Here is a 20,408-nt window from a genome sequence, read left to right on the forward strand (position 1 = left end):
AAAAGTGATTACAGGCATGTGCTTGACTGTCAAAGCTCTAAAACATTGGATCTGGCTGTCGTTACGCTGACCTAGCTGTGTTTTATGTTTTACGAACTTGAGGAATGGGGGGCAATCGTTGGCGTAAGCGCTCCCTAAAATAACACCGGTACAGTTAGCTTCATTGATAACTCCGTCTTTCTAGGCCGAAAGATTTTATGCAATAGAAGGGCCGGCTTTACACGGGTAAGCTCCTCGATCGCCTTACCGAGGCAAATTCCGCTCCAAGGGGCAGCATGGAGCCGAGCCTTCCAACTCAAGGCCAAGGCGCAGTGGTGTGAGAAATGGACGCTTACTCCCGCAGAGGCGATTTCCCTGTTTAGGCCGCGCTCATTCCCTGAAGCGATCCGAAATTTCTCTGCTTCGGCTTCGCGCATTCGCGGCGGCAAGAGCCGGGATTCGTTGGTGCTTCCTGCAAATTTCGCAGACACCCTGGGTGGCTTTCCGCGGCCCATTTCCCTGCAGAATTCCCTGTTACCAGGGAATATGCTTGCGCTCGCTGATATTGTTTGCGCGCGCCGAGGGGCGTACTATCGCGTCATGTTCGCTGGGGCTTTCGAATGCATTGTGAATGAAGGTTCACATCGCGACGCATTGCGTTGCGAGCATATCTGCGCGGCCGGCTGCTCTGTGCACCGTTTCGACGACGTCGAACGTTCAAGGAAAGGCTGACGCGATGGCCGGCTCGGTATCCCAGGACTTGCGATCCCAGGACTTGCGATCCCAGGACTTGCGATCCCAGGACTTGCGATCCCAGGACGCACGTCGCCCGGATCGCATCGTCGTCGTCGAGGACGATCCGGTGACCCGCGCCATGCTGGTTGGTTATTTCAGCGAGAACAATTTCAACGTCGTCGGTGCCGGCTCCTGTGCGGAATGCCGCCAGGCGCTACGCGTCCGCACCGATCTCGTCTTCCTCGACGTTCAGCTGCCCGACGGTGACGGCTTTGAACTTGCCAAGGAGGTCCAGTCGCTCAGCAATGCCGGCATCATCTTCGTCACGCGCCGCGACACCGACGTCGACCGCATCCTCGGGCTCGAGATCGCCGGCGATCATTACGTGACCAAGCCGATCAACCTGCGCGACCTGCTTGCGCGTGCGCGCAGCGTGCTGCGGCGGCGCTCGATCGATCATAAGGCGGCGCGCAACCACAACTCGATTGCTTTTGGTGATTGGATCATCGATCTGATGCGCCGGGAGCTGATGGACGGCGACAGCAAGCCGGTCGCGCTCACCCGCGCCGAGTTCGATCTGCTCGCCGCGCTCGTCGGCTCAGACGGCCGGCCGCTCAGCCGTGACTACCTCATCGAGGTCGTCAGCAACCGCCAGACCGAGGTCGATGTGCGCACGGTCGATGCGCTGGTGGCGCGGCTGCGTCGCAAGCTGATCGGCAGCGGAACGCCGGTGATCGCAACCGTCACTGGCGTCGGCTACAAGCTCGCAATCAGCGAACGGCTCTAAGGCGCGATGACGATTGATCCCAATCTCATCGCGCTTTAGACGCGTCAGCGCGCGGCTGCCGCCTGACTGCTCGCGAGCCGGTCGTCGACGGCATAGAGGCTGCAATCGGTCGCCCATTTGGCGCAGGCCGCGAGTGCATCGCGCCGTGCGTCGTCGGTCTTGGCGCGGCCGGAACGCCAGCCGAAGGCGCCTCTGGGCGCGACCGCGAACGCCTTGTGCGGATTGATGCTGGCGAGATAGCGCGAAAACTCGTCCTTGCCCGAGGCCGAGAGCTGCCCTGGCGCCGGCAGCGGATCCGGCGGACTCAACATCTCGCGGCTGCCGAGGCCACGCTCGCGCAAGAAAGCGTCGACCAGCGGCGTCCAGAGCGGGCGGGTCACGGTGGAATAGAGATAGTGGCCATCATCGCCATAAGGGGGCGCATCGATGAACTTGGCACTGCCGCCACCGCTGCGGAACGCGTCGTAGAAGCGATGCGCCAGCACGGGTGCGAAGAACAGGTCATTTGCGGCATAGACCCACAGCATCGGCACGCGCGAGGTCTTGCCGAAGGTCGCGAAAGCCTGCACGAGATCGTCCGCATTGCAGACGAAATTGTCGCTGGACGAGCCGCGTCCGCCGGCAAAGTTGATCGCGGCGACCAGCCCGGGCGGTGCCTGCGCGGTCAATGCGACGGTGGCAAGTCCGCCTGCGGAATGGCCGACCGCGATCATCCCGGTCGTGGTGACGTCGCTCCGCCGTGCCATCGCATCGATCGCGGCGCGCAGGTCGGCGACCGCAACCGCGGTGGCCGGCAAATAGGCGGCACGGGCACAGGGGCCGAGGCTGTCGACCCGGTCGCCCGGCGAGGTGCCATAGCCGCGCCGCAGCACGATCAACGCGGCAAATCCGCGCCGGGCAAACTCCAGCGCGATGGCGTAATATTTGTGCGCGGACATGGTCGCGCGGTCGTCGAAGTCCCGCGGCGAGCCATGGCTCAGCAGAGCGAGCGGATAGCGCCTGGGCGCGGCAGGCCGCACCAGGAAGGCCTCCAGCCCCTGCGGCCCTGCTGCTGCCATCGGGATGCGGAGATCCTCGGTGTAGAACTCGGCAGCCTTCGCGCGAGCCATGGCGCCTGCGATGGCGAGCAAGCAGAGCACGGGCAAAAGCCGGCGCGCGAGGTGCATGGGCGGGATGTTTCTCCGTGACCGCCAAAGACCATAGCAGAGCCGCACGATCCGGCGAACGGACGTTCACCGGATTTGCCTGCCGCCGGCCACTGCCGATGGATCGTCCCGCGGTGGATGGGCGTTGTTGGCGGGTCGTCGGCTGGTGCGTGGTGCTGACCGGTCGGGCAAGCGGCTTGGCGACAGCCTGACCGATGGTATGGTGTTCGGGGTTGTCGTTTGAAGGTTACGAGGAGTTGCAGTGGCAGAAGTCGATCCCGCGGCGGGTAAGCCGGTTGCGCCGAGCGCGCTTGCCAATGTTCCTAGGCTTGTCACGGCCTATTTCGCCAACAAGCCTGACACGGCCGATCCGGCCCAGCGGGTGGCATTCGGAACGTCGGGCCACCGCGGCACCTCGCTGAAGAATTCGTTCAACGAGGGCCATATCCTCGCCACGACGCAGGCGATCTGCGACTACCGGCGCGAGAAGGGGCTGACCGGTCCCTTGTTCATCGGCATCGACACCCATGCGCTCGCCGAGCCCGCGCTCGTCAGCGCGATCGAGGTGTTCGCCGCCAACGGCGTCGACGTCATGGTCGACCAGGCCGGCGGCTACACGCCGACACCGGTGATCTCGCATGCGATCCTGTCCTACAACAAGGGCCGCACATCGGGCCTTGCCGACGGCGTCGTCGTCACGCCGTCGCACAATCCGCCGGAGGACGGCGGCTACAAATACAATCCGCCGCATGGCGGTCCCGCCGACACCGACGTCACCGGTGTCGTCGAGAAACGCGCCAACGCCTTGCTCGCCGATGAGCTGAAGGGCGTCGCGCGCATGGACTACGCGAAGGCGCGCAAATCCTCCTCCGTTCACGCTTTCGATTTCGTCACGCCTTACGTCGCCGATCTCGGCAATGTCGTCGATCTCGAGCTCGTCAAATCGGCCGGCGTCAACATCGGAATCGATCCGCTCGGCGGCGCCGCCGTGCATTACTGGCATCCGATCATCGAGCGCTACGGCCTGAAGGCGATGGTGGTGAACGAGGCGATCGATCCGACCTTCCGTTTCATGACGGTGGATTGGGACGGCAAGATCCGCATGGACTGCTCCTCGCCCTACGCCATGGCGAGCCTGATCCACATGAAGGACCGCTTTGACGTCGCCTTCGCCAACGACACCGATGCGGATCGCCACGGCATCGTGACGCCGACCGGCGGACTGATGAACCCCAACCATTATCTTGCGACCGCGATCGCCTATCTCTTCGCGCACCGGCCGGACTGGGGCAGGGATGCCGCAATCGGCAAGACCGTGGTCTCGAGCTCGGTGATCGATCGCGTCGCCAGGAAGCTTGGCCGCAAGCTGGTCGAGACCCCGGTCGGCTTCAAATGGTTCGTCGATGGCCTCGTCACCGGCTCGTTCGGCTTCGGCGGCGAGGAGAGTGCAGGGGCATCGTTCCTCAAGCGCGACGGCACGGTGTGGACCACCGACAAGGACGGCATCATCCTCGGGCTGCTCGCGGCCGAAATCCTGGCAAAGACCGGCCGCAACCCGAGCCAGCTCTTTGCCGACCTCACCGCCGAGCTCGGCGTGCCCCACTATGAGCGCATCGATGTCGCGGCTACCGCGGCCCAGAAGGGCGTGCTGAAGTCGGTGACGCCCGAGCAGCTCGGCTTGAAAGACCTCGCCGGGGATCCCGTCCGGGCCACGCTGAGCAAGGCCCCAGGCAACGGCCAGCCCTTCGGCGGCATCAAGGTCGAGACCGACTACGGCTGGTTCGCCGCAAGGCCCTCCGGCACCGAGGATGTATACAAGATCTACGCCGAAAGCTTCCGCAGCACCGACCACCTGCACCGCATCCAGCAGGAGGCTCAGGCCGGGCTGAGAAGGGTGTTTGGGGCGTAACTGGGCGAGGCTCGCTCCCACCACAGCGACGGTGTGATCCCTCTCCCGCTTGCGGGAGAGGGTGGGGTGAGGGTGTCCGCGTCGGGATAGTCTCAGGTTTACTGAGAAAATCCCTTGGCGGAGACAGCCTCACCCGGCGCTTCGCCATAGCCAAGGCTTTCGCCTTGGCGTTTTCCAACGGTACGGCCGCCGAAGGCGGCCTACACCTCTCCCGCGAGCGGGAGAGGTGAGCCGGAGCCCGCGGCTTCTCTGGACCGATCTGTATACATAAATCCAGATTGAGGTATTATTAAACCTCCAATTCTTTCTTCCTCTCTATTATTGTATACATAACGTATTCAATAACCCTTGGGAGAGAGACCGGTGACAAAACCCTTCCCGATGAATGCCTGGTACACCGCCGCCTGGGACGCGGAGGTAAAGCAGGCGCTGCTGCCGCGCACGATCTGCGGCAAGCACGTGGTGATGTATCGGAAGGCCGACGGCGCCGTGACGGCGCTGGAAGATGCCTGCTGGCACCGCCTGGTGCCGCTCTCCAAGGGCCGGCTGGAAGGCGACACCGTCGTCTGCGGCTATCACGGCCTGAAATACAACGCGCAGGGCCGCTGCACCTTCATGCCCTCGCAGGAGACCATCAACCCGTCGGCCTGCGTGCGTGCCTATCCCGTGGTCGAGCGTCACCGCTACATCTGGCTCTGGATGGGCGATCCCGCGCTGGCTGATCCCGCGCTCGTTCCCGACATGCATTGGAACGACGATCCGGCCTGGGCCGGCGACGGCAAGACCATCCATGTGAAGTGCGACTATCGCCTCGTGGTCGACAACCTCATGGATCTCACGCACGAGACTTTCGTGCACGGCTCCTCGATCGGGAACGAGGCGGTGGCCGAAGCGCCGTTCGACGTCACTCATGGCGAGAAGACGGTCACGGTGACGCGCTGGATGCGCAACATCGAGCCGCCGCCGTTCTGGGCCAGGCAGCTCGGCAAGCCCGGCCTCGTCGACCGCTGGCAAATCATCCGCTTTGAAGCCCCGTGCACCGTCGCCATCGACGTCGGCGTGGCGCCGGCTGGCACTGGCGCGCCGGAAGGCGACCGCTCGCAGGGCGTCAACGGTTTCGTGCTCAACACCATCACGCCCGAGACCGAGAAGACCTGCCACTACTTCTGGGCCTTCGCGCGCAACTATCGTCTCAATGATCAGCGGATCACGACCGAGATCCGCGAGGGCGTCACTGGTATCTTCCACGAGGATGAGCTGATCCTCGAGGCGCAGCAGCGCGCGATGGATGAGAATCCCGATCGCGTCTTCTACAACCTCAATATCGATGCCGGTGCGATGTGGTCGCGGCGGCTGATCGACAAGATGGTCGCGAAGGAAAACGGGCCGCAACACCTGCAGGCCGCAGAGTAGGTCCATGGCCGAGCGCGAAGTCGACCGCTCCGTCTCGCAGACCGTGAAGGCGCAGCTCGCGCTGCGCGACCAGATCCTGTCGGGGTCTTTGCGTCCCGGCGAGCGCATCTCCGAGCTCCAGGCGGTCGAGACCACGGGCGCCTCGCGCACGCCTGTGCGCATGGCGCTGGTGCGGCTGGAGGAGGAGGGCCTCCTGGAGGCGATCCCATCCGGCGGCTTCATGGTGAAGGCGTTCTCCGAGCGCGACATCCTCGATTCCATCGAGCTGCGCGGCACGCTGGAAGGGCTCGCCGCACGCTTCGCCGCCGAGCGCGGCGTTTCCGCGCGCGAGCTCGAGCCGCTCAGGGAGTGTCACGCCGCGATCGACGAGCTGTTGCGCCAGATGCCGATCTCGGTCGATGCCTTCTCGTCCTATGTCACGCTCAATGCGCGCTTCCATGCGCTGCTGACTGAATTGTCGCGCAGCCCGCCGTTGATCCGGCAGATCGACCGTGCCTCCGCGCTGCCGTTCGCTTCGCCCAGCGGCTTCGTGATGGCCCAATCGGCGCTGCCCGAGGCGCAGCAGATCTTGATCATCGGGCAGGAGCATCATCGAGTCGTGATCGACGCGATCGAGAACCGTGAAGGCGCCCGCGCCGAAGCCATCATGCGCGAACATGCGCGGCTCGCCGTGCGAAACCTGCGTCTCGCGCTGCGCAACCGGACCCATCTGGAACTCTTGCCGGCACTCGCGCTGATCAAGTCCGCAACCGACTAGGGGAGTACCATGCGATTCATCGAAACCTGGACTCCGGCGACGCTGGTCGAGACGCGCGATCTCTCACCAAGCATCCGCGAATTCCTGATTCTGCCGGATCAATTCGACGGCGCCGCCTATCCGGTCGGCAGCCACATCAACATTAGCGTGACCATCAATGGCCAGCCGGAGACGCGGTCCTATTCGCTGGTCGGCGAGGCTGATCCCGGTGGCTTCAGGATTGCCGTTCGCCGTGCCGAGGATTCCCGCGGCGGCTCGCGCTACATGTGGTCGCTCCAGCCGGGTGCTCGGCTCGACGTCACGCTGCCATCGTCGCTGCTCGCGGTCGACTGGAGCCGCAAGGATTATTGCCTGGTCGCCGGCGGCATCGGCATCACGCCGATCGTCGGTGCTGCGCAGGCGCTGATCCGGCGCGATGTAAACGTGATCCTGCATTATGCGGTGCGCTCGCGCCACGATGCCGCCTATCTCGATCATCTCGCCGCGCTGCTGGGCGATCGTTTGGTTGTCCACGCCAGCGACGAGGGCGGGCGGCTCGATCTCGATGCGCTGTTCACCTCCCTGCCGCCGGACGCGCTGGCGCTGTTCTGCGGCCCCATGCGCATGCTGGACGGCGCGCGCCATGCCTGGCTAGGTGCAGGGCGCCCGCTCGCTGATCTGCGCTACGAGACCTTCGGCTCCAGCGGCTCGTTGCCCACGGAAGCGTTCCGCGTGCGCCTGAAGGGCTCGGACGTGGAGTTCGAGATCCCGCGCGAACGCTCCATGCTGGACGTGCTCAACGCCGCCGGCCACGAGGTGATGTACGACTGCAAGCGAGGCGAATGTGGTCTGTGTGCGATCGACGTCGTCGATGTCGAGGGCGAGATCGACCACCGCGACGTCTTCTTCAGCGACCATCAGAAGCAGGAGAACCAGAAAATCTGCGCCTGCGTCTCCCGCGCGCGGGGCACCATCACGGTGGATACGCTGCAACGGGCGGATGCGATCTAGAGCCCGCAGGCGTGCCGCCGTACCTCCCATGGCAACGTTGGTCATGGGCGGTGCAGCGGTTCGCCATGCGATGCCGCCCAGATTGCTCAACGGCCTCCGTGACGAGCGCTGCGCGAGTGGTGCCCGCGGGCGAAGCCGTAGGTGTAGCCGTCGTCGTAAGGTGAGCTGGCATAGGCGTAGTCGCCGTCATCGGCGTAGGAGCCGTAGTAAGACTGGCCACTATAGTCGTAACCGCCATAGTAAGGTTCGCCGCCATAGCCATAGCCGCCGTAAGCCGCCATAGCCGCAGCCGCGCCGTAGCCGGCGTAGTAAGGCGCAGCGCGATAGCCGTAGCCGCCGTAGTAGGACCCGCCACCAAAGCGGCGGCCATCGAAGCTACCACCGAGGCGGATGGGTCCGTAGCCGCTGCCAAGGCGAGCGAAGCCGAAGGCGGAATGACCGAGGCCGACGCCGGGGTGAACGAGACCGACGCCGGGGTGGATAAGACCGAAACCGCCGGGGTGGACGAGACCGATACCACCGAGGTGAACGAGGCCAAAAGCGGATGCCGAGGTCGACAACGACGTACTGCCAACGGCGAGAGCAGCGGTTGCGACAACAATCATGGTCTTGCGCATTCCAAACCTCCTTCGCGGATGCGTCCTGCATCCGTCACGATTTCTGGGGACTGTCTTGATGCAGTTTGAGTGCATCGTTCTATTGCATGCGTATCGGCTACTTTACCCGCATGCGCCGACGCCGGGAGTAAAGCTCTGCGAATTGCAGCAAATTGCTACTAACTGGAGGGCGGGGTTCCGCGTATTCCGGACCAGGCAAGATCAACGGACGTCTGGTATTTCGCGGTAGGGGGCACCATCACCGTGGATACGCTGCAGCGGGCGGACGCGATTTAGATCAGCTCATGTAGGCTTGAAAGTTCGCGCCGATATTCAACGAGCGGCTACACTGCTCGATGGCTGCTTCATATTGACGGAGGTGCAGGTGCGCAATGCAGAGAAGCCGCGCCGTGATGCTCTCCTGCAAGACGGTCAGATTTGTTCGGTCGCCGTCGAACCGATCTGACCAGATGTCGCGGGCGGTCTGAAGATCGGTTAGCGTTACGTTGATCCGCACCTGGTCTCCGTTGCGTCTCACCGCGCCGTGTACGGCCCAGCGGATGCCGAGATCGGTCCCGAGCTGCTTCAGATCGATCGACTTGTTCTTGTAGGTGAAGGCGGTCTCGCGTCCAATAACGAAAGTGGCGGGCGTTCGCGCGAGACCGGTCGTCAAATCTGTCGTAATGGCGTCCGCAATGCGCTCCTGCTCTGGATCGTTATTGAGGTTCGCGAAGGGCAACACGACGAGCGAGATACGAGTCGCGATCTCGGGCCTGACTGTCGGTTGTCCCTGGATCCTTTGAACTTCCCGAACTGCGTCGGTACGGATCGTCTTCCAGACATTCCAATAACCGATCAGGCCGCCGGCAATTGCGCCGATCGTGGCAACGGACGCCACCGCCCCGCCGACGAGCTTCATGCGACCTCTGAGCTGACCCAGCCAGTCACGGAATCGCCGTTTGCCCACTGCTCTTTCAGAGAGATCTGCGACCGAAACCGCTGAGTTCCCGGCTGCGCGGGCAGGCTTTGACGGTTCTGCGAGGGAGACAACCGTGGTTCCTGGGCGCCGATCCTCATCGTGTACAGCTCCCACGAAACGAAAACCCTTTCGTGGAAATGTTTTGACGAGACGTTGTTGCTCGCCGGAGTCGCCGATCGCGCGTCGTACGGCGTTCAGCCGGGTCGTCAGTGCCGAGTCAGATACAATCCGACCATTCCAAACCGCGTTTATGAGATCGTCCTTGCTGACGACGCGATCCCTGCTGCGGATCAAATATTCGAGCAGATCGAGAACCTGCGGCGTCGTAGGCACAACATCGGGCCCGCGCCGCAACTCGCGCCTGTCAGTGTCCAACGCACAGTCCTCGAAGAAATAGCGCATGGCACCATTCCCCAGGCTTGCCCTCTATCCCCCGGGAGCGCGGCAGCGATCGTCCGGCGAGAATTGGCCTTTGGAAAGAAAATGTAAGCCGAATATCAACCCACAGATATGAACTCTTTCACACATGCGGGCGCGCTCCTTAAGGACGAGGACGGAAATTCGAAAGCGCAAGGTTGGCTACGCCGCGTAGGTCGCCCGCTGTTTCTTCGGGTCGATTAGAGCCAAAGCCTGCTCGGCCGAGGCGGGGCGGCTGATGAGATAGCCCTGGACTTCGTCGCAATTGGTCTGGCGCAGATATTCGAGCTGATCGGCCGTCTCGACGCCTTCGGCGACCACGCCGATGTTCAAGTCCCGCGCAAGAGCGATCACCGACTTCACGATCGCGGCGCAGTCCGGCTGCGCCAGCATGTCGCTGATGAAGGACCGATCGATCTTGATGCGGCTGAACGGCAGTTTGCGCAAATAGGTCAGTGACGAGAACCCGGTGCCGAAATCGTCCAGCGCCACCGTGATCCCGAGTTGCAGCAGCGCGTTCAGGATCGACGATGCCGAGCCGTATTTCGACAGCAGCATCGATTCGGTGATCTCGATCTCAAGCCGGCTGGGCGCGACGTTGGCCTCACTCAGCGCCTTCACGATGGTCTGGAGAATGCTCGTGTTGTGAAACTGTGCCGCGGAGAAATTCACCGCGACCCTGATATCGTCGGGCCATTCCCCCAGCGTCGCGCAGGCGCGCCGGATGACCCACTCGCCGATCTCGTGGATGAGGCCGGTTTCCTCGGCGATCGGAATGAACTCACTGGGCGGCACCAATCCGCGCACCGGATGCTTCCAGCGCAGAAGAGCCTCGAAGCCGGTGATCCGGTTCTCCCTGAGATTGAGGAACGGCTGAAAGACCAGGAAAAGCTCGTCCCGCGCGACGGCGAGTTCGAGATCCGATTGCAGCGCCTTGCGATCGCGCGCCGACTTGTCGTCGGCGGCCTCGAAGAAGCAGATCGTGCCGGGTCCGCACTTCTTGGCACGATAGAGCGCGGCGTCGGCATGCTTGAGCAGGTCGAGCTGCGTCTCGCCGTCCCGCGGTGCCAGCACGATACCGACGCTGGTGCCTCCGATGATCTCGCGGCCCTCGATCAGGAACGGCTTGGCGAAGGCCGCGACGAATCGCTCTGCGATCTCCAGGGCGTCCTCGGCCCGGGTGAGATTGGCCATGACCAGCGCGAACTCGTCGCCACCGATGCGCGCGACATGCTCGGCCGCCCGCGTGCAGCGTTGCAGGCGGCCGGCGACCTGGACCAAAAATTCGTCACCGGCCGGATGGCCGAACTTGTCGTTCACCTCCTTGAAACGATCGAGGTCGAGCAGCAGTACCGCGAACTCCTCGCCGGACAGGGCAAGTCGCTTCAAGGCGGCATCGAGTGTCTCGTTGAACGCGAAACGGTTCGGCAGGTGCGTCAGCGGGTCCTGGCGGACGGACCGCTCTGCTTCGAGCTGCCGCATGATGCGTCGCATGAAGGTGAAGGAATTGACGAACACGCCGCGCAGCAGCACCGATCCGTAGACCACGACCAGGACCGCCATCAGCAGATAAGCGGGGTCGCCGCCGCTGCCGAGACAGATCCCGATGCCGAGGAAGAGGGGAGTCGTGAACGCGATGGCCGCAATCGGAATGGTGGCGAAGGCGAACGCGCCGCCGGCCAGCATGCCGGCGCACAGACAGGTGATGACGAGCTGGCCGCCGGTGGAGGCGTTGGCGAAGAACGCCACCGGCACGATGCCCCAGGCGGAGCCGAGGACGAACGCGTTGCGTACCAGCCGGTGCATGGCGCGGCGGGATACGAATTGCGGCTTCGTGATCCGGCGCGCGCTGTGGGATTGCACGCCGAACAGGATCGCAGCGTTCGCAACCGCAATCGCCCACGCCATGGCAAACTTCCAGTCGGGCGAATGCCACAGCGCGATGGCGAGCACAGCCGCATTGCAGGCATTGGCCAGCATGATGCCGACGGAATAGCCGAGCACGAGAGACATCTGCTCCGCGCGGATGTGGCCGGCGACGGCGTCGTCGGTTGCGGGGCCGCCGAACGCGGCGAGATCGCCAGCGAACAGCTTGGTCAGATAGGACGTCAGTCGGGACGGCATTGCAGAGCCTGCAGCATGGACCGTTCATATTCGGCCCAAGGTCCGAGAATTCGCTGCAAACCTTTGACGAACTATGAATTATCGCCTGCGTCGGCATCGCTGCGGCACAGGGTGCATACGGAACCGCCGGTATCGGTAACAAATCGATACAAATGCCGGCCGCGGTTCCCGCGTCAGCGCGCCAACTGCTTCGGATCGTAGAAGAAGCGTTCCTCGATCAGCTCATCGCCGCGCCAGGTCTGCCACGCAATCTCCTCCAGCGTGCGCGTGACACCTTCGGCCTTGGTGAAGGCGAATTTCCAGCGCGTGGCGACATTGTCTCCGGCGATCAGGCTTGGTCCGAGCCGCACGGCCTTGACCTCCTTGAAGGCAGCCAGCACGCCGCGTTCCTTGGCCGCGAGCTTGTCGCGGCCAACCATGGGCTCGGCCTGGTTTTCATAGGTGGCGGCGTCGACTGCATAAAACTGCTCGATCGCTCCGACGAAGTCGCCGTCCTCGAGGTGCTTGGCAAAAGCTTCGACAATCTCACGGCTCGGCATGGCTGCACCTCATGATCATAAACCGACTGATAGTCGGTAAATACCGACCGTCAGTCGAAAAGTCAACTGGCCGCAGCCGCGAAATTCGACTACAGCAGAATTCATGGCAAAGCAGGCGGAACGACGGGCCGCGACCACAGAGGCGATCCTGACGGCGGCGCGCCGCCTGTTCGGAACACAAGGCTTTGTCGCTACCACCATGGACGACATCGCCGACGGCGCGCGCGTTGCCAAGGGCGCGGTGTATCATCACTTCAAGACTAAGGAGGCGGTGTTCGCTGCGGTGTTCGACCAGGTCTCGCATGACCTCGTTGTCGAGATCGACCGCGCGGCACGCGCGGAGAAGGACGTGCTCGCCGCGATGGTCGCCGGCACGCAGCACTATTTCGCCGCGACAGCCAAGGGCCCGACCGGCCAGATCATCCTGCGCGACGGCCCGGCCGTGCTCGGCTGGGAACGCTGGCGCGAGATCGACGCGCAGCATTTTGGTGGCAAGATGCCGCGCGCGCTTGCGGTCGCGATGGACGCGGGCCTCATCGCGCGGCAGCCGATCGAGCCGTTGGCGCGGCTGTTGCTGGGCGCAGTGACGGAGGCCGCGGTGGCCTGCGCCGGAAGAGCAGACATCGCCAAGGCGGGCGCGGAATATGCCCGCGCGTTCAAGTCGCTGATCGAAGCGATGCGTCTGCGGCAATGAGTGTGCTATGGACCTTCGATCCGAAACGCCGGCAACAACAATAAGAACCGAAAAATCATGACCGCCCAACTGCAACCCGCTCATTCGACCGATCCCGAATTCGACTACGTCATCGTAGGCGCCGGCTCGGCCGGCTGCGTGCTCGCCAACCGATTGTCGGCGAACGGCAAGCATTCGGTGCTGCTGCTCGAAGCCGGCCCGAAGGATTCCAACATCTGGATCCACGTGCCGCTCGGCTACGGCCGGCTGTTCAAGGAGAAGAGCGTCAACTGGATGTACCAGACCGAACCGGAGCCCGAGCTCAACGGACGGCAAGTGTTCCAGCCGCGCGGCAAGACGCTGGGTGGCTCGAGCTCGATCAACGGACTGTTATACGTCCGCGGCCAGCATGAGGATTACGACCGCTGGCGCCAGCTTGGCAACGCGGGCTGGGGCTATGACGACGTGCTGCCCTATTTCAAGAAGGCCGAGAACCAGGCGCGCGGCGCCGATCAATTTCACGGCACCGGAGGACCGCTGCCGGTCTCGGATCTGATCCTCTCCGATCCCCTGTCAAAGGCCTTCATCAGGGCGGCGGTCGAGATGGGCCTGCCTTATAATCCCGACTTCAACGGCGCCGCGCAGGAAGGCGTCGGCCTGTTCCAGACCACGACGCGCAAGGGCCGCCGCGCATCCACGGCTGTCGCCTATCTCGGTCCCGCGAAGAACCGCGGCAATCTCAAGATCGAAACCTTGGCGCTCGGCCACCGCATCCTGTTCGAGGGCCGCCGCGCTGTTGGCGTCGAATATCGCCAAGGTTCAGCCTTGCGCCGCGCGCGGGCGCGCAAGGAGGTGCTGGTCTCGAGCGGCGCCTACAACTCGCCGCAGCTCTTGCAGCTCTCCGGGGTCGGCCCGGCCGACCTGCTGCGCAGGCATGGCATCGATGTCGTGCTCGATGCTCCGGGCGTCGGCCACGATCTCCAGGATCACATGCAGGTCCGCATCGTGATGCGCTGCTCGCAGCCGATCACGCTCAACGACGCCATCAACCATCCGATCCGACGCACGCTGACCGGCGTGCACTACGCGCTGTTCCGGCAGGGCTGGCTGACGATCGCTGCCGGCACCGCGGGCGTCTTCTTCAAGACCAGCCCGCGGCTTGCCACGCCCGACATCCAGGTGCATTTCCTGCCGTTCTCGACCGACAAGATGGGTGAGAAGCTGCACGATTTTTCCGGCTTCACCGCCTCGGTGTGCCAGCTCCGTCCGGAAAGCCGCGGCAGCTTGCGCATCAGAAGCGCGGACCCGACGGTGCCGCCGGAAATCCGCATCAACTACATGTCGACCGAGACCGATCGCACCACGAACGTCGAGGGCCTGAAGGTCCTGCGCAAGATATTGCACGCGCCGGCGCTAAAGCCCTTTGTGGTGGAGGAGGTAGATCCCGGACTCAAGGTCGCGACCGATCCGGAGCTCTTGGAATTCTGCCGCCAGCGCGGCAGCACCATCTATCATCCAACCTCGACCTGCCGCATGGGCAATGACGCGCTCGCCGTGGTCGACCAGCGGCTCAAGGTGAGGGGCATCGAGGGCTTGCGCGTGGTCGACGGATCGATCATGCCTGATCTCGTGTCAGGCAATACCAACGCGCCGATCATCATGATCGCCGAAAAGGCCTCCGACATGATATTGGAGGATGCGCGGTAAGCCGCGCCTCTAGAGGGAGCATTGGGCTTGGCTATTCGATTGCGGATCGGCACGCGCAAGAGCGCGATGGCGCTGGCACAGACGGAAGAGATCGCGCGCCGCCTGGCTGCTGCCGTGCCCGACATCGACGTCGAGATCGTCAAGTTCGACACCACGGGCGATCTTGACCAGACCAGTAAGCTGCTGCCGCATGGCGGCAAGGGCGGTGCCTTCGTCGCACAGATCCGCGCCGCGGTGCTGTCAGGCGAGTTGCAGGCGGCAATGCATTCGCTCAAGGACATGCCGGGCAACGAGGACACGCCGGGCCTCGTGATCGGCGCCACGCTGTCGCGCGATCCGCCGAACGATGCGCTGGTGCTGCGCGAGGGCGTTTCGCTCGATGCGTTCAGGCAGTCGGGCGGCAAGGGTTTCAAGATCGGCACCAACGCGGTGCGGCGCGCGGCCTATGCGCATCGGCTGTTTCCGGAGGCCGAGGTGATTCACTTTCGCGGTGCCGCCGACACGCGCGTGCGCAAGCTCGACAACCGCGAACTGCAGCGGCTGCCCGACGGCGGTGCGGTCGGTCCCGCCGATGCGCTGATCATGGCGCGCTCGGGGCTCGAGCGCGTCGGCCTTGCGAGCCGCATTGCCTACGAATTCTCCGCGGCGGAGATGTTGCCTGCGGCAGGGCAGGGTATCGTTGCGGTGGAATGTGCAGCGCAGGACTGGCAGACGCGGCGCATCCTGTCCGCGATCGACGATCCCGCTGCGCATGCCTGCGCCGATGCCGAACGCGAGGTGCTGTGGGTCCTCAACGGTCACTGCAATTCGCCGGTGGCGGGGTTCTCGGCGATCTCTGGCGATCAGATGTCGCTGACCGCATCGGTGCTCGATCTCTCCGGCAACACCATCATCGAAGCTTCGCGGTCGGGACCCGCAATTCGCCCGCGCGAACTCGGCCGCGCGGTCGGGCTTGAATTGCTGGCGAAGGGTGCGGCCGAGATCATCGAGCGCAGCCGGCCGCGGTAGACTGGCCGCCGAGCGACTTATCGGTGCGATGATAGGATCGTACCCCTGTTTTGCCCGACGTGTCAATTGATTTCGGATGGACCGAATCGATCGGCGCGCGACGCTGTTCTACTTTGCATGGGGTTGTTTTCGAGTTTTTGGCAGGAGCGCACGACCCCGGCCGCAGCAGAGGGCAACGATCGGTCAGGCGCGCACGCGCTTCAGCATCTGCTCGACATGGGCGATCGGCGTCTCCGGCTGGATGCCGTGGCCGAGATTGAAGATCAGCCGTCCCGTCGCGAAATTCGCCAGCACCTCGTCGACGGCGCGATCCAACGCATCGCCGCCGGTGATCAGCACCAGCGGATCGAGATTGCCCTGCACGGCGACGCGCGACTGCACGCGCTCGCGGATGAAGGCGGGCTCCGCCGTCCAGTCGATGCTGACCGCATTGACGCCGGTCGCCTCCACATAGCCGGGCAATTGCGCGCCGGCGCCGCGGGGAAAGCCGATGATCTTCGCATCCGGAACCCTGGCGCGTACGCCCTCGACGATGCGGCGCGTCGGCTCGACCGACCAGCGCGCAAATTCGGCCGGCGGCAGTACACCCGCCCAGGTGTCGAAGATCTGGAGCGTATCCGCGCCGGCGGCGAGTTGCCCGAGCAGATAGTCGATGGAGTTTTCGACCAGCGTGTCGATGATCTTCGCGAATGCCTGGGGATGCCGATAGGCCATCATGCGCGCCGGCGCCTGGTCCGGCGTGCCCTGGCCCGCAACCATATAGGTCGCGACCGTCCACGGCGCGCCGCAGAAGCCGATCAGCGCGGTCTTCGAATCGAGCGCGCGGCGCACGATGCGCAGCGCCTCGAATACCGGCTCGAGCTTGCTGAAGTCGGCGCGCGGCGACAGCGTGCGGACCTTGCCGGGATCATCCAGCGGCTCAAGCCGCGGACCCTCGCCGACTTCGAAGCGCACGGAGCGGCCGAGCGCGTAGGGGATCACCAGGATGTCGGAGAAGATGATGGCCGCATCGAAGCCGAAGCGGCGGATCGGCTGCAGCGTCACCTCGGCAGCGAGCTCCGGCGTGAAGCAGAGATCGAGGAAGCCGCCGGCCTTGGCGCGCACCTCGCGATATTCGGGCAAATAGCGGCCGGCCTGCCGCATCATCCAGATCGGCGGAACGGTCTGCCGCTGGCCAGAGAGCACGTCGATGAAAGGTTTTGCGGGCGAGGACTGCACGAATGATCCCTGGGACATGTTGCGGTTCCTGATACACCGCCGCTCCCGCCGGGCCAAGCGGAACGACGGAACCTCGCTGCAGGCGGCGACGTTGACGGGCCAATGGAGGAGCCCATGGCTGAGAAATTCAACCCCGCGCCGCACGACAAGCACGCTGAGAATCCACGCGAGGCGCTCGCCGCTGATCGCGAAACCCATGCCAAGCTCGATGCCGGGCTGATCGATACGTTCCCGGCATCCGATCCCGTCAGCGCCACCCAGCCGACGCCATCGAAGGCCGATGCGGAGGCGGACAGCCAGTCGCTGTGGAACAAGGTTAAGGCGATCTTCAGCTAACGTCCCGCGCGGGCCGATTTCCCCCTCGACGCGCTAACCTGCCGTTAGCGATCAGACGATCGCGAGCACCGTAGGACTACGTAAATCGGCGCAGTTTGAGGCGAATTGCGCTGCGCTTTTCAGGTTTCGATAACGGAAGCGGCGGATTTTCCGGGCATCGGAGAGTCCTGTCGCATGAACGTTGTGAGCTATAGAGCCGGCTTGAGCCGCCTGCCGTTGCGGGCGGCCGCGTTCGTCGTGCTCACTTGCACGGCCATCCTCGGCGTCAGCGGCTGGCGTGAATGGAGCTCGCGGGACGCGTTGTTGCGCGGCACCGAGACGGAAATGGCGAATCTCGCGCGATCGCTGACCCAGCACGCCGAGGACAGCCTCGATCTGCTCGACTCCGGTGTCGTGGGCGTCGTCAGTCGCCTGGAAATGGACGGCACTGATCCCTCCACCATCGCCAAGCTCCGCAACCTCCTCGAAATCCGCAAGAAGGCGATCGAGCGCATTCACAGCCTCGCCATCATCGACGACAAGGGCAACTGGCTGACATCCGCCGGCGCCGTCACTTCAACGCTCAGCGACGACGAGTTCTTCAGGCATCACCGGTTCTCGCCGAAGCGCGAGGCGTATGTTGGCCGCCCGATCAGAAGCCTGGTCGACGGCGAGTGGGTGGTCACGCTGTCGCGCCGCTTCAACAAGCTCGATGGCAGCTTTGGCGGCGTCGTGCTTGCGACGATCAGTGCCAACTATCTCTCGCATTTCTACCAGCAGTTCCTGATCGGTCGGAACAGCTCCATCACGCTGGTGCATGGCGATGGCATCATCATCGCGCGCGATCCCAGCAATGAAAAGTTCGTCGGACGCAGCGTGGCCGATGGGCTGCTGTTTCGCGAATCGAAGCTGCAGCCGAGCGGGGCCTATCAGTTCAGGTCGCTGCTGGATGGCGTCGATCGTGTCAGCTTCTACAAGCGCAGCGGCCGCTTTCCGCTTCTCCTGATCGCGACCGTCGATCGCGATGAATTGCTGGCGCCCTGGCGGGCGGCAGCCATTTCGCGCATGCTGTACGTCCTGGCGCTGGTGATGTTGATTGCGATCATCGGTGCGGTGCTGGTCCGGCAGTTGCAACGCGGCCAGCGCATGGCGGCGGCGCTGGTGGAGAAGGAAGCGCATTTCCGCCTGTTGGCCGAAGGCTCCAGCGACATGGTGACCCGGATCGGGCTTGACGAGCGGCTCCGCTATGTCTCGCCCTCGTCTGCCCGCGTGACCGGCTGGCGCGCCAACCAATTGATCGGCACGCCTGCGCTCGCCGGGATCAATCAGGAGGACCTGCCGCAGGTTCAGGCCATCGTCGATGCGATGAAGCGCGGCGAGACGGAGGAGGCGCGGGTCACCTATCGAAACGTGCACCGCGAAAAGTCCGAAATCTGGCTCGAATCGACCATGCGCGTCACGCGCAAGGTCACCGGTGCGATCGATGGCGTGGTTGCGATCTCGCGCGACATCACCGAGCAGAAGAACCTGGAAAGCAGGCTCGAGACGCTCGCGATCGAGGATGGTCTCACCGGGCTAGCCAACCGGCGCTGCTTCGACGACCGGCTGAACGAGGAGTGGGCGAGGGCCTATCGCGACCGCTCCAGCGTTGGCCTGTTGATGATCGATGTCGACCACTTCAAGGCCTACAACGACGAATACGGTCATCCGGCCGGCGATGCGTGCCTGCGCACCGTGGCGAAGATCATCGCAGCGGAGGCTCGGCGCGTCAGCGATCTCGCCGCGCGCTATGGCGGCGAAGAGTTTGCCGTGCTGCTGCCGAACATCGATGCGGCCGGCTGCGCCCGGATCGGCGAGCGGATCCGTCAGGCGATCCGGGCCGCGGGCCTCGTTCATATCTCCAATGGATCCGCCGGCTGCGTCACCGCCTCGGTCGGTGGTGCGACCTGCCGACCGTGGCTGGAGCGAACCGGTGGGCCGGGAACGCTCGTCGAGGCGGCCGATCGTGCACTCTATGGCGCCAAGCAGGACGGGCGCGACCGGCTGGTGATGTCGGTCGAGGTCTCCAATCTGCTGCCGCTGGCTTCAGGGCAGTAGTTTGAGGCCCCCGCCTCAGTAATGCGGCGGACGCTCGTTGGCGGGGCCGGGCGCATTGGCTTCGGCCTCCAGGAGACGCTCGTTCAGCGCTGCGATCTGCCGCGTCAGCGCATCGATCTGTTTCCACTGCGCCGTGATGGTCTGGTTGAGCTGCTCGATGGTGTCGTCCTGGTAGGCGAGCCGTGCTTCGAGCGTGTCGATGCGTTCGCTGAGGGTCTTGATCTCATTCATCGGCGGAGGCGTCCTTCTGCCGCTCGCGCAAGCCGTGGCCGAGCGCGACGCGCTCGTCGAACACGAAGCATTCGCCGCGCCAGCGGCTTTGCTCCTCCGGCACATCCTCGAGATATCTGAGAATGCCGCCCTTGAGGTGATAGACCTCGGCAAAGCCGCGCGCGAGCAGATGCGCGCTTGCCTTCTCGCAGCGGATGCCGCCGGTGCAGAACATCGCGATCCTGCGATGCTTTGCCGGATCGAGCTGCTGCGCGGCAAAGTCCTTGAACTCGCCAAAACTCCTGATGCCGGGATCGACGGCACCTTCGAATGTGCCCATCGCCACCTCGAAGGCGTTGCGGGTGTCGAGCACCAGCGTATCGGGCTCGGCGATCAGCGCATTCCACTTGGAGGCATCTACATAGGTGCCGACCTGCTGCGTCGGGTCGGCGGCGGCGTCACCGAGCGTGACGATCTCCTTCTTTAGCCGCACCTTGAGCCGGCCGAACGGCATCGCCTCGCTGGTCGAGAATTTCAGTTCGAGATTGTCGAGTCGTCCGCCGAACATGTCGCCATGTGCGAGCTCATGCGCGAAGGCATCGATCGCCTCCGCAGAGCCGGCGACCGTGCCGTTGATGCCTTCCTGCGCCAGCAGCACGCTGCCCTTGATGCCGAGGCCGGCGCAGAACGCGCGCAGCGGCTCGCGCAGCCCGCGATAATCTGCGAGCGATGCGAACTGATAGAAAGCAGCAACCTTGCAAGCCGTGTTCTCAGGGGTCATGGCGGCTCGTTTAGCAGGCCAAGGCCGCC

18 protein-coding genes are annotated in these 20,408 nt (G+C 64.1%); 10 read left to right on the forward strand and 8 right to left on the reverse strand.

Features of this window, described 5'->3' with window-relative positions:
* The first annotated feature begins 784 nt into the window (after nt 1–784).
* The gene (locus tag Q3C01_RS10155) at nt 785–1,501 is read left to right on the forward strand and encodes a winged helix-turn-helix domain-containing protein (RefSeq protein WP_458145182.1); all 717 of its coding nucleotides are present in this window, start codon (nt 785–787) and stop codon (nt 1,499–1,501) included.
* A gap of 44 nt (nt 1,502–1,545) precedes the next feature.
* Here Q3C01_RS10155 and Q3C01_RS10160 read toward each other — a convergent pair whose 3' ends face one another.
* Nucleotides 1,546–2,667, reverse strand: a complete 1,122-nt coding sequence (locus Q3C01_RS10160; protein WP_458145183.1) for an alpha/beta hydrolase family protein — start codon at nt 2,665–2,667, stop codon at nt 1,546–1,548.
* A 241-nt stretch (nt 2,668–2,908) separates the two neighbouring features.
* On the opposite strand from Q3C01_RS10160, the gene pgm reads away from it, so the two are divergent.
* The 4 genes from pgm (at nt 2,909) to Q3C01_RS10180 (ending at nt 7,715) form a co-directional block, all read left to right on the forward strand.
* On the forward strand, nt 2,909–4,555 hold the full coding sequence (pgm, locus tag Q3C01_RS10165; protein WP_458145184.1) for a phosphoglucomutase (alpha-D-glucose-1,6-bisphosphate-dependent): 1,647 nt from the start codon (nt 2,909–2,911) through the stop codon (nt 4,553–4,555).
* 363 nt (nt 4,556–4,918) lie between these two features.
* Entirely contained in the window at nt 4,919–5,968 is a 1,050-nt protein-coding gene (locus tag Q3C01_RS10170) for an aromatic ring-hydroxylating dioxygenase subunit alpha (RefSeq protein WP_458145185.1), read from the forward strand.
* Nucleotides 5,969–5,972: 4 nt separating this feature from the next.
* Entirely contained in the window at nt 5,973–6,725 is a 753-nt protein-coding gene (locus Q3C01_RS10175) for a GntR family transcriptional regulator (RefSeq protein WP_458145186.1), read from the forward strand.
* Between the two features lie 9 nt (nt 6,726–6,734).
* Nucleotides 6,735–7,715: a PDR/VanB family oxidoreductase gene (locus Q3C01_RS10180; protein WP_458145187.1), complete on the forward strand. Its 981-nt coding sequence runs from the start codon at nt 6,735–6,737 to the stop codon at nt 7,713–7,715.
* Between the two features lie 86 nt (nt 7,716–7,801).
* Here the strand turns inward: Q3C01_RS10180 and Q3C01_RS10185 are convergent, their stop codons facing one another.
* The 4 genes from Q3C01_RS10185 to Q3C01_RS10200 form a co-directional block, all read right to left on the reverse strand.
* A complete protein-coding gene (locus Q3C01_RS10185; protein WP_458145188.1) occupies nt 7,802–8,332 on the reverse strand; it encodes a hypothetical protein in 531 nt (176 codons plus the stop codon).
* A 277-nt stretch (nt 8,333–8,609) separates the two neighbouring features.
* Nucleotides 8,610–9,692 (reverse strand): winged helix-turn-helix domain-containing protein, encoded by a 1,083-nt coding sequence (locus tag Q3C01_RS10190; protein WP_458145189.1) that lies wholly within the window; start codon nt 9,690–9,692, stop codon nt 8,610–8,612.
* A 177-nt stretch (nt 9,693–9,869) separates the two neighbouring features.
* Nucleotides 9,870–11,831 carry a putative bifunctional diguanylate cyclase/phosphodiesterase gene (locus tag Q3C01_RS10195; protein ID WP_458145190.1) on the reverse strand — a complete coding sequence of 654 codons (1,962 nt, stop codon included), beginning with the start codon at nt 11,829–11,831 and terminating at the stop codon, nt 9,870–9,872.
* A gap of 173 nt (nt 11,832–12,004) precedes the next feature.
* Nucleotides 12,005–12,370, reverse strand: a complete 366-nt coding sequence (locus Q3C01_RS10200) for a nuclear transport factor 2 family protein (RefSeq protein ID WP_458145191.1) — start codon at nt 12,368–12,370, stop codon at nt 12,005–12,007.
* Between the two features lie 103 nt (nt 12,371–12,473).
* Here Q3C01_RS10200 and Q3C01_RS10205 point away from each other — a divergent pair, with 103 nt between their 5' ends.
* From Q3C01_RS10205 to hemC, 3 genes are read left to right on the forward strand one after another with little or no spacing between them, the layout of a single operon-like run.
* Entirely contained in the window at nt 12,474–13,064 is a 591-nt protein-coding gene (locus Q3C01_RS10205) for a TetR/AcrR family transcriptional regulator (RefSeq protein ID WP_458145192.1), read from the forward strand.
* Nucleotides 13,065–13,121: 57 nt separating this feature from the next.
* A complete protein-coding gene (locus Q3C01_RS10210; protein WP_458145193.1) occupies nt 13,122–14,750 on the forward strand; it encodes a GMC family oxidoreductase in 1,629 nt (542 codons plus the stop codon).
* A 27-nt stretch (nt 14,751–14,777) separates the two neighbouring features.
* Nucleotides 14,778–15,758 (forward strand): hydroxymethylbilane synthase, encoded by a 981-nt coding sequence (hemC, locus tag Q3C01_RS10215; protein ID WP_458145194.1) that lies wholly within the window; start codon nt 14,778–14,780, stop codon nt 15,756–15,758.
* Between the two features lie 183 nt (nt 15,759–15,941).
* Here the strand turns inward: hemC and hemE are convergent, their stop codons facing one another.
* Nucleotides 15,942–16,994, reverse strand: coding sequence for a uroporphyrinogen decarboxylase (gene hemE / locus Q3C01_RS10220; protein WP_458145195.1), 1,053 nt, complete (start codon nt 16,992–16,994; stop codon nt 15,942–15,944).
* Nucleotides 16,995–17,090: 96 nt separating this feature from the next.
* Between hemE and Q3C01_RS10225 the strand changes: the two genes are divergently transcribed.
* The gene (locus Q3C01_RS10225; RefSeq protein WP_458145196.1) at nt 17,091–17,312 is read left to right on the forward strand and encodes a hypothetical protein; all 222 of its coding nucleotides are present in this window, start codon (nt 17,091–17,093) and stop codon (nt 17,310–17,312) included.
* Nucleotides 17,313–17,486: 174 nt separating this feature from the next.
* Nucleotides 17,487–19,388: a sensor domain-containing diguanylate cyclase gene (locus Q3C01_RS10230; protein ID WP_458145197.1), complete on the forward strand. Its 1,902-nt coding sequence runs from the start codon at nt 17,487–17,489 to the stop codon at nt 19,386–19,388.
* Between the two features lie 15 nt (nt 19,389–19,403).
* Here Q3C01_RS10230 and Q3C01_RS10235 read toward each other — a convergent pair whose 3' ends face one another.
* Complete coding sequence (locus Q3C01_RS10235) at nt 19,404–19,619, reverse strand: SlyX family protein (protein ID WP_458145198.1); 216 nt, start codon at nt 19,617–19,619, stop codon at nt 19,404–19,406.
* A complete protein-coding gene (gene trhO / locus Q3C01_RS10240; protein ID WP_458145199.1) occupies nt 19,612–20,379 on the reverse strand; it encodes an oxygen-dependent tRNA uridine(34) hydroxylase TrhO in 768 nt (255 codons plus the stop codon). Before trhO ends, Q3C01_RS10235 begins: the two co-directional genes overlap by 8 nt.
* Nucleotides 20,380–20,408: the final 29 nt, after the last annotated feature.

The organism is Bradyrhizobium sp. UFLA05-109 (assembly GCF_054185165.1).

Excerpts from the sequence above, each read along its gene's own strand:
- Q3C01_RS10225 (WP_458145196.1), top strand. The coding sequence starts at position 17,091 with ATGGCTGAGAAATTCAACCCCGCGCCGCACGACAAGCACGCTGAGAAT.
- hemE (WP_458145195.1), bottom strand. The coding sequence starts at position 16,994 with ATGTCCCAGGGATCATTCGTGCAGTCCTCGCCCGCAAAACCTTTCATC.
- Q3C01_RS10210 (WP_458145193.1), top strand. The coding sequence starts at position 13,122 with ATGACCGCCCAACTGCAACCCGCTCATTCGACCGATCCCGAATTCGAC.
- trhO (WP_458145199.1), bottom strand. The coding sequence starts at position 20,379 with ATGACCCCTGAGAACACGGCTTGCAAGGTTGCTGCTTTCTATCAGTTC.
- Q3C01_RS10200 (WP_458145191.1), bottom strand. The coding sequence starts at position 12,370 with ATGCCGAGCCGTGAGATTGTCGAAGCTTTTGCCAAGCACCTCGAGGAC.
- Q3C01_RS10185 (WP_458145188.1), bottom strand. The coding sequence starts at position 8,332 with ATGCGCAAGACCATGATTGTTGTCGCAACCGCTGCTCTCGCCGTTGGC.
- Q3C01_RS10230 (WP_458145197.1), top strand. The coding sequence starts at position 17,487 with ATGAACGTTGTGAGCTATAGAGCCGGCTTGAGCCGCCTGCCGTTGCGG.
- Q3C01_RS10190 (WP_458145189.1), bottom strand. The coding sequence starts at position 9,692 with ATGCGCTATTTCTTCGAGGACTGTGCGTTGGACACTGACAGGCGCGAG.
- Q3C01_RS10160 (WP_458145183.1), bottom strand. The coding sequence starts at position 2,667 with ATGCACCTCGCGCGCCGGCTTTTGCCCGTGCTCTGCTTGCTCGCCATC.
- Q3C01_RS10205 (WP_458145192.1), top strand. The coding sequence starts at position 12,474 with ATGGCAAAGCAGGCGGAACGACGGGCCGCGACCACAGAGGCGATCCTG.
- Q3C01_RS10235 (WP_458145198.1), bottom strand. The coding sequence starts at position 19,619 with ATGAATGAGATCAAGACCCTCAGCGAACGCATCGACACGCTCGAAGCA.
- Q3C01_RS10180 (WP_458145187.1), top strand. The coding sequence starts at position 6,735 with ATGCGATTCATCGAAACCTGGACTCCGGCGACGCTGGTCGAGACGCGC.
- Q3C01_RS10195 (WP_458145190.1), bottom strand. The coding sequence starts at position 11,831 with ATGCCGTCCCGACTGACGTCCTATCTGACCAAGCTGTTCGCTGGCGAT.
- Q3C01_RS10175 (WP_458145186.1), top strand. The coding sequence starts at position 5,973 with ATGGCCGAGCGCGAAGTCGACCGCTCCGTCTCGCAGACCGTGAAGGCG.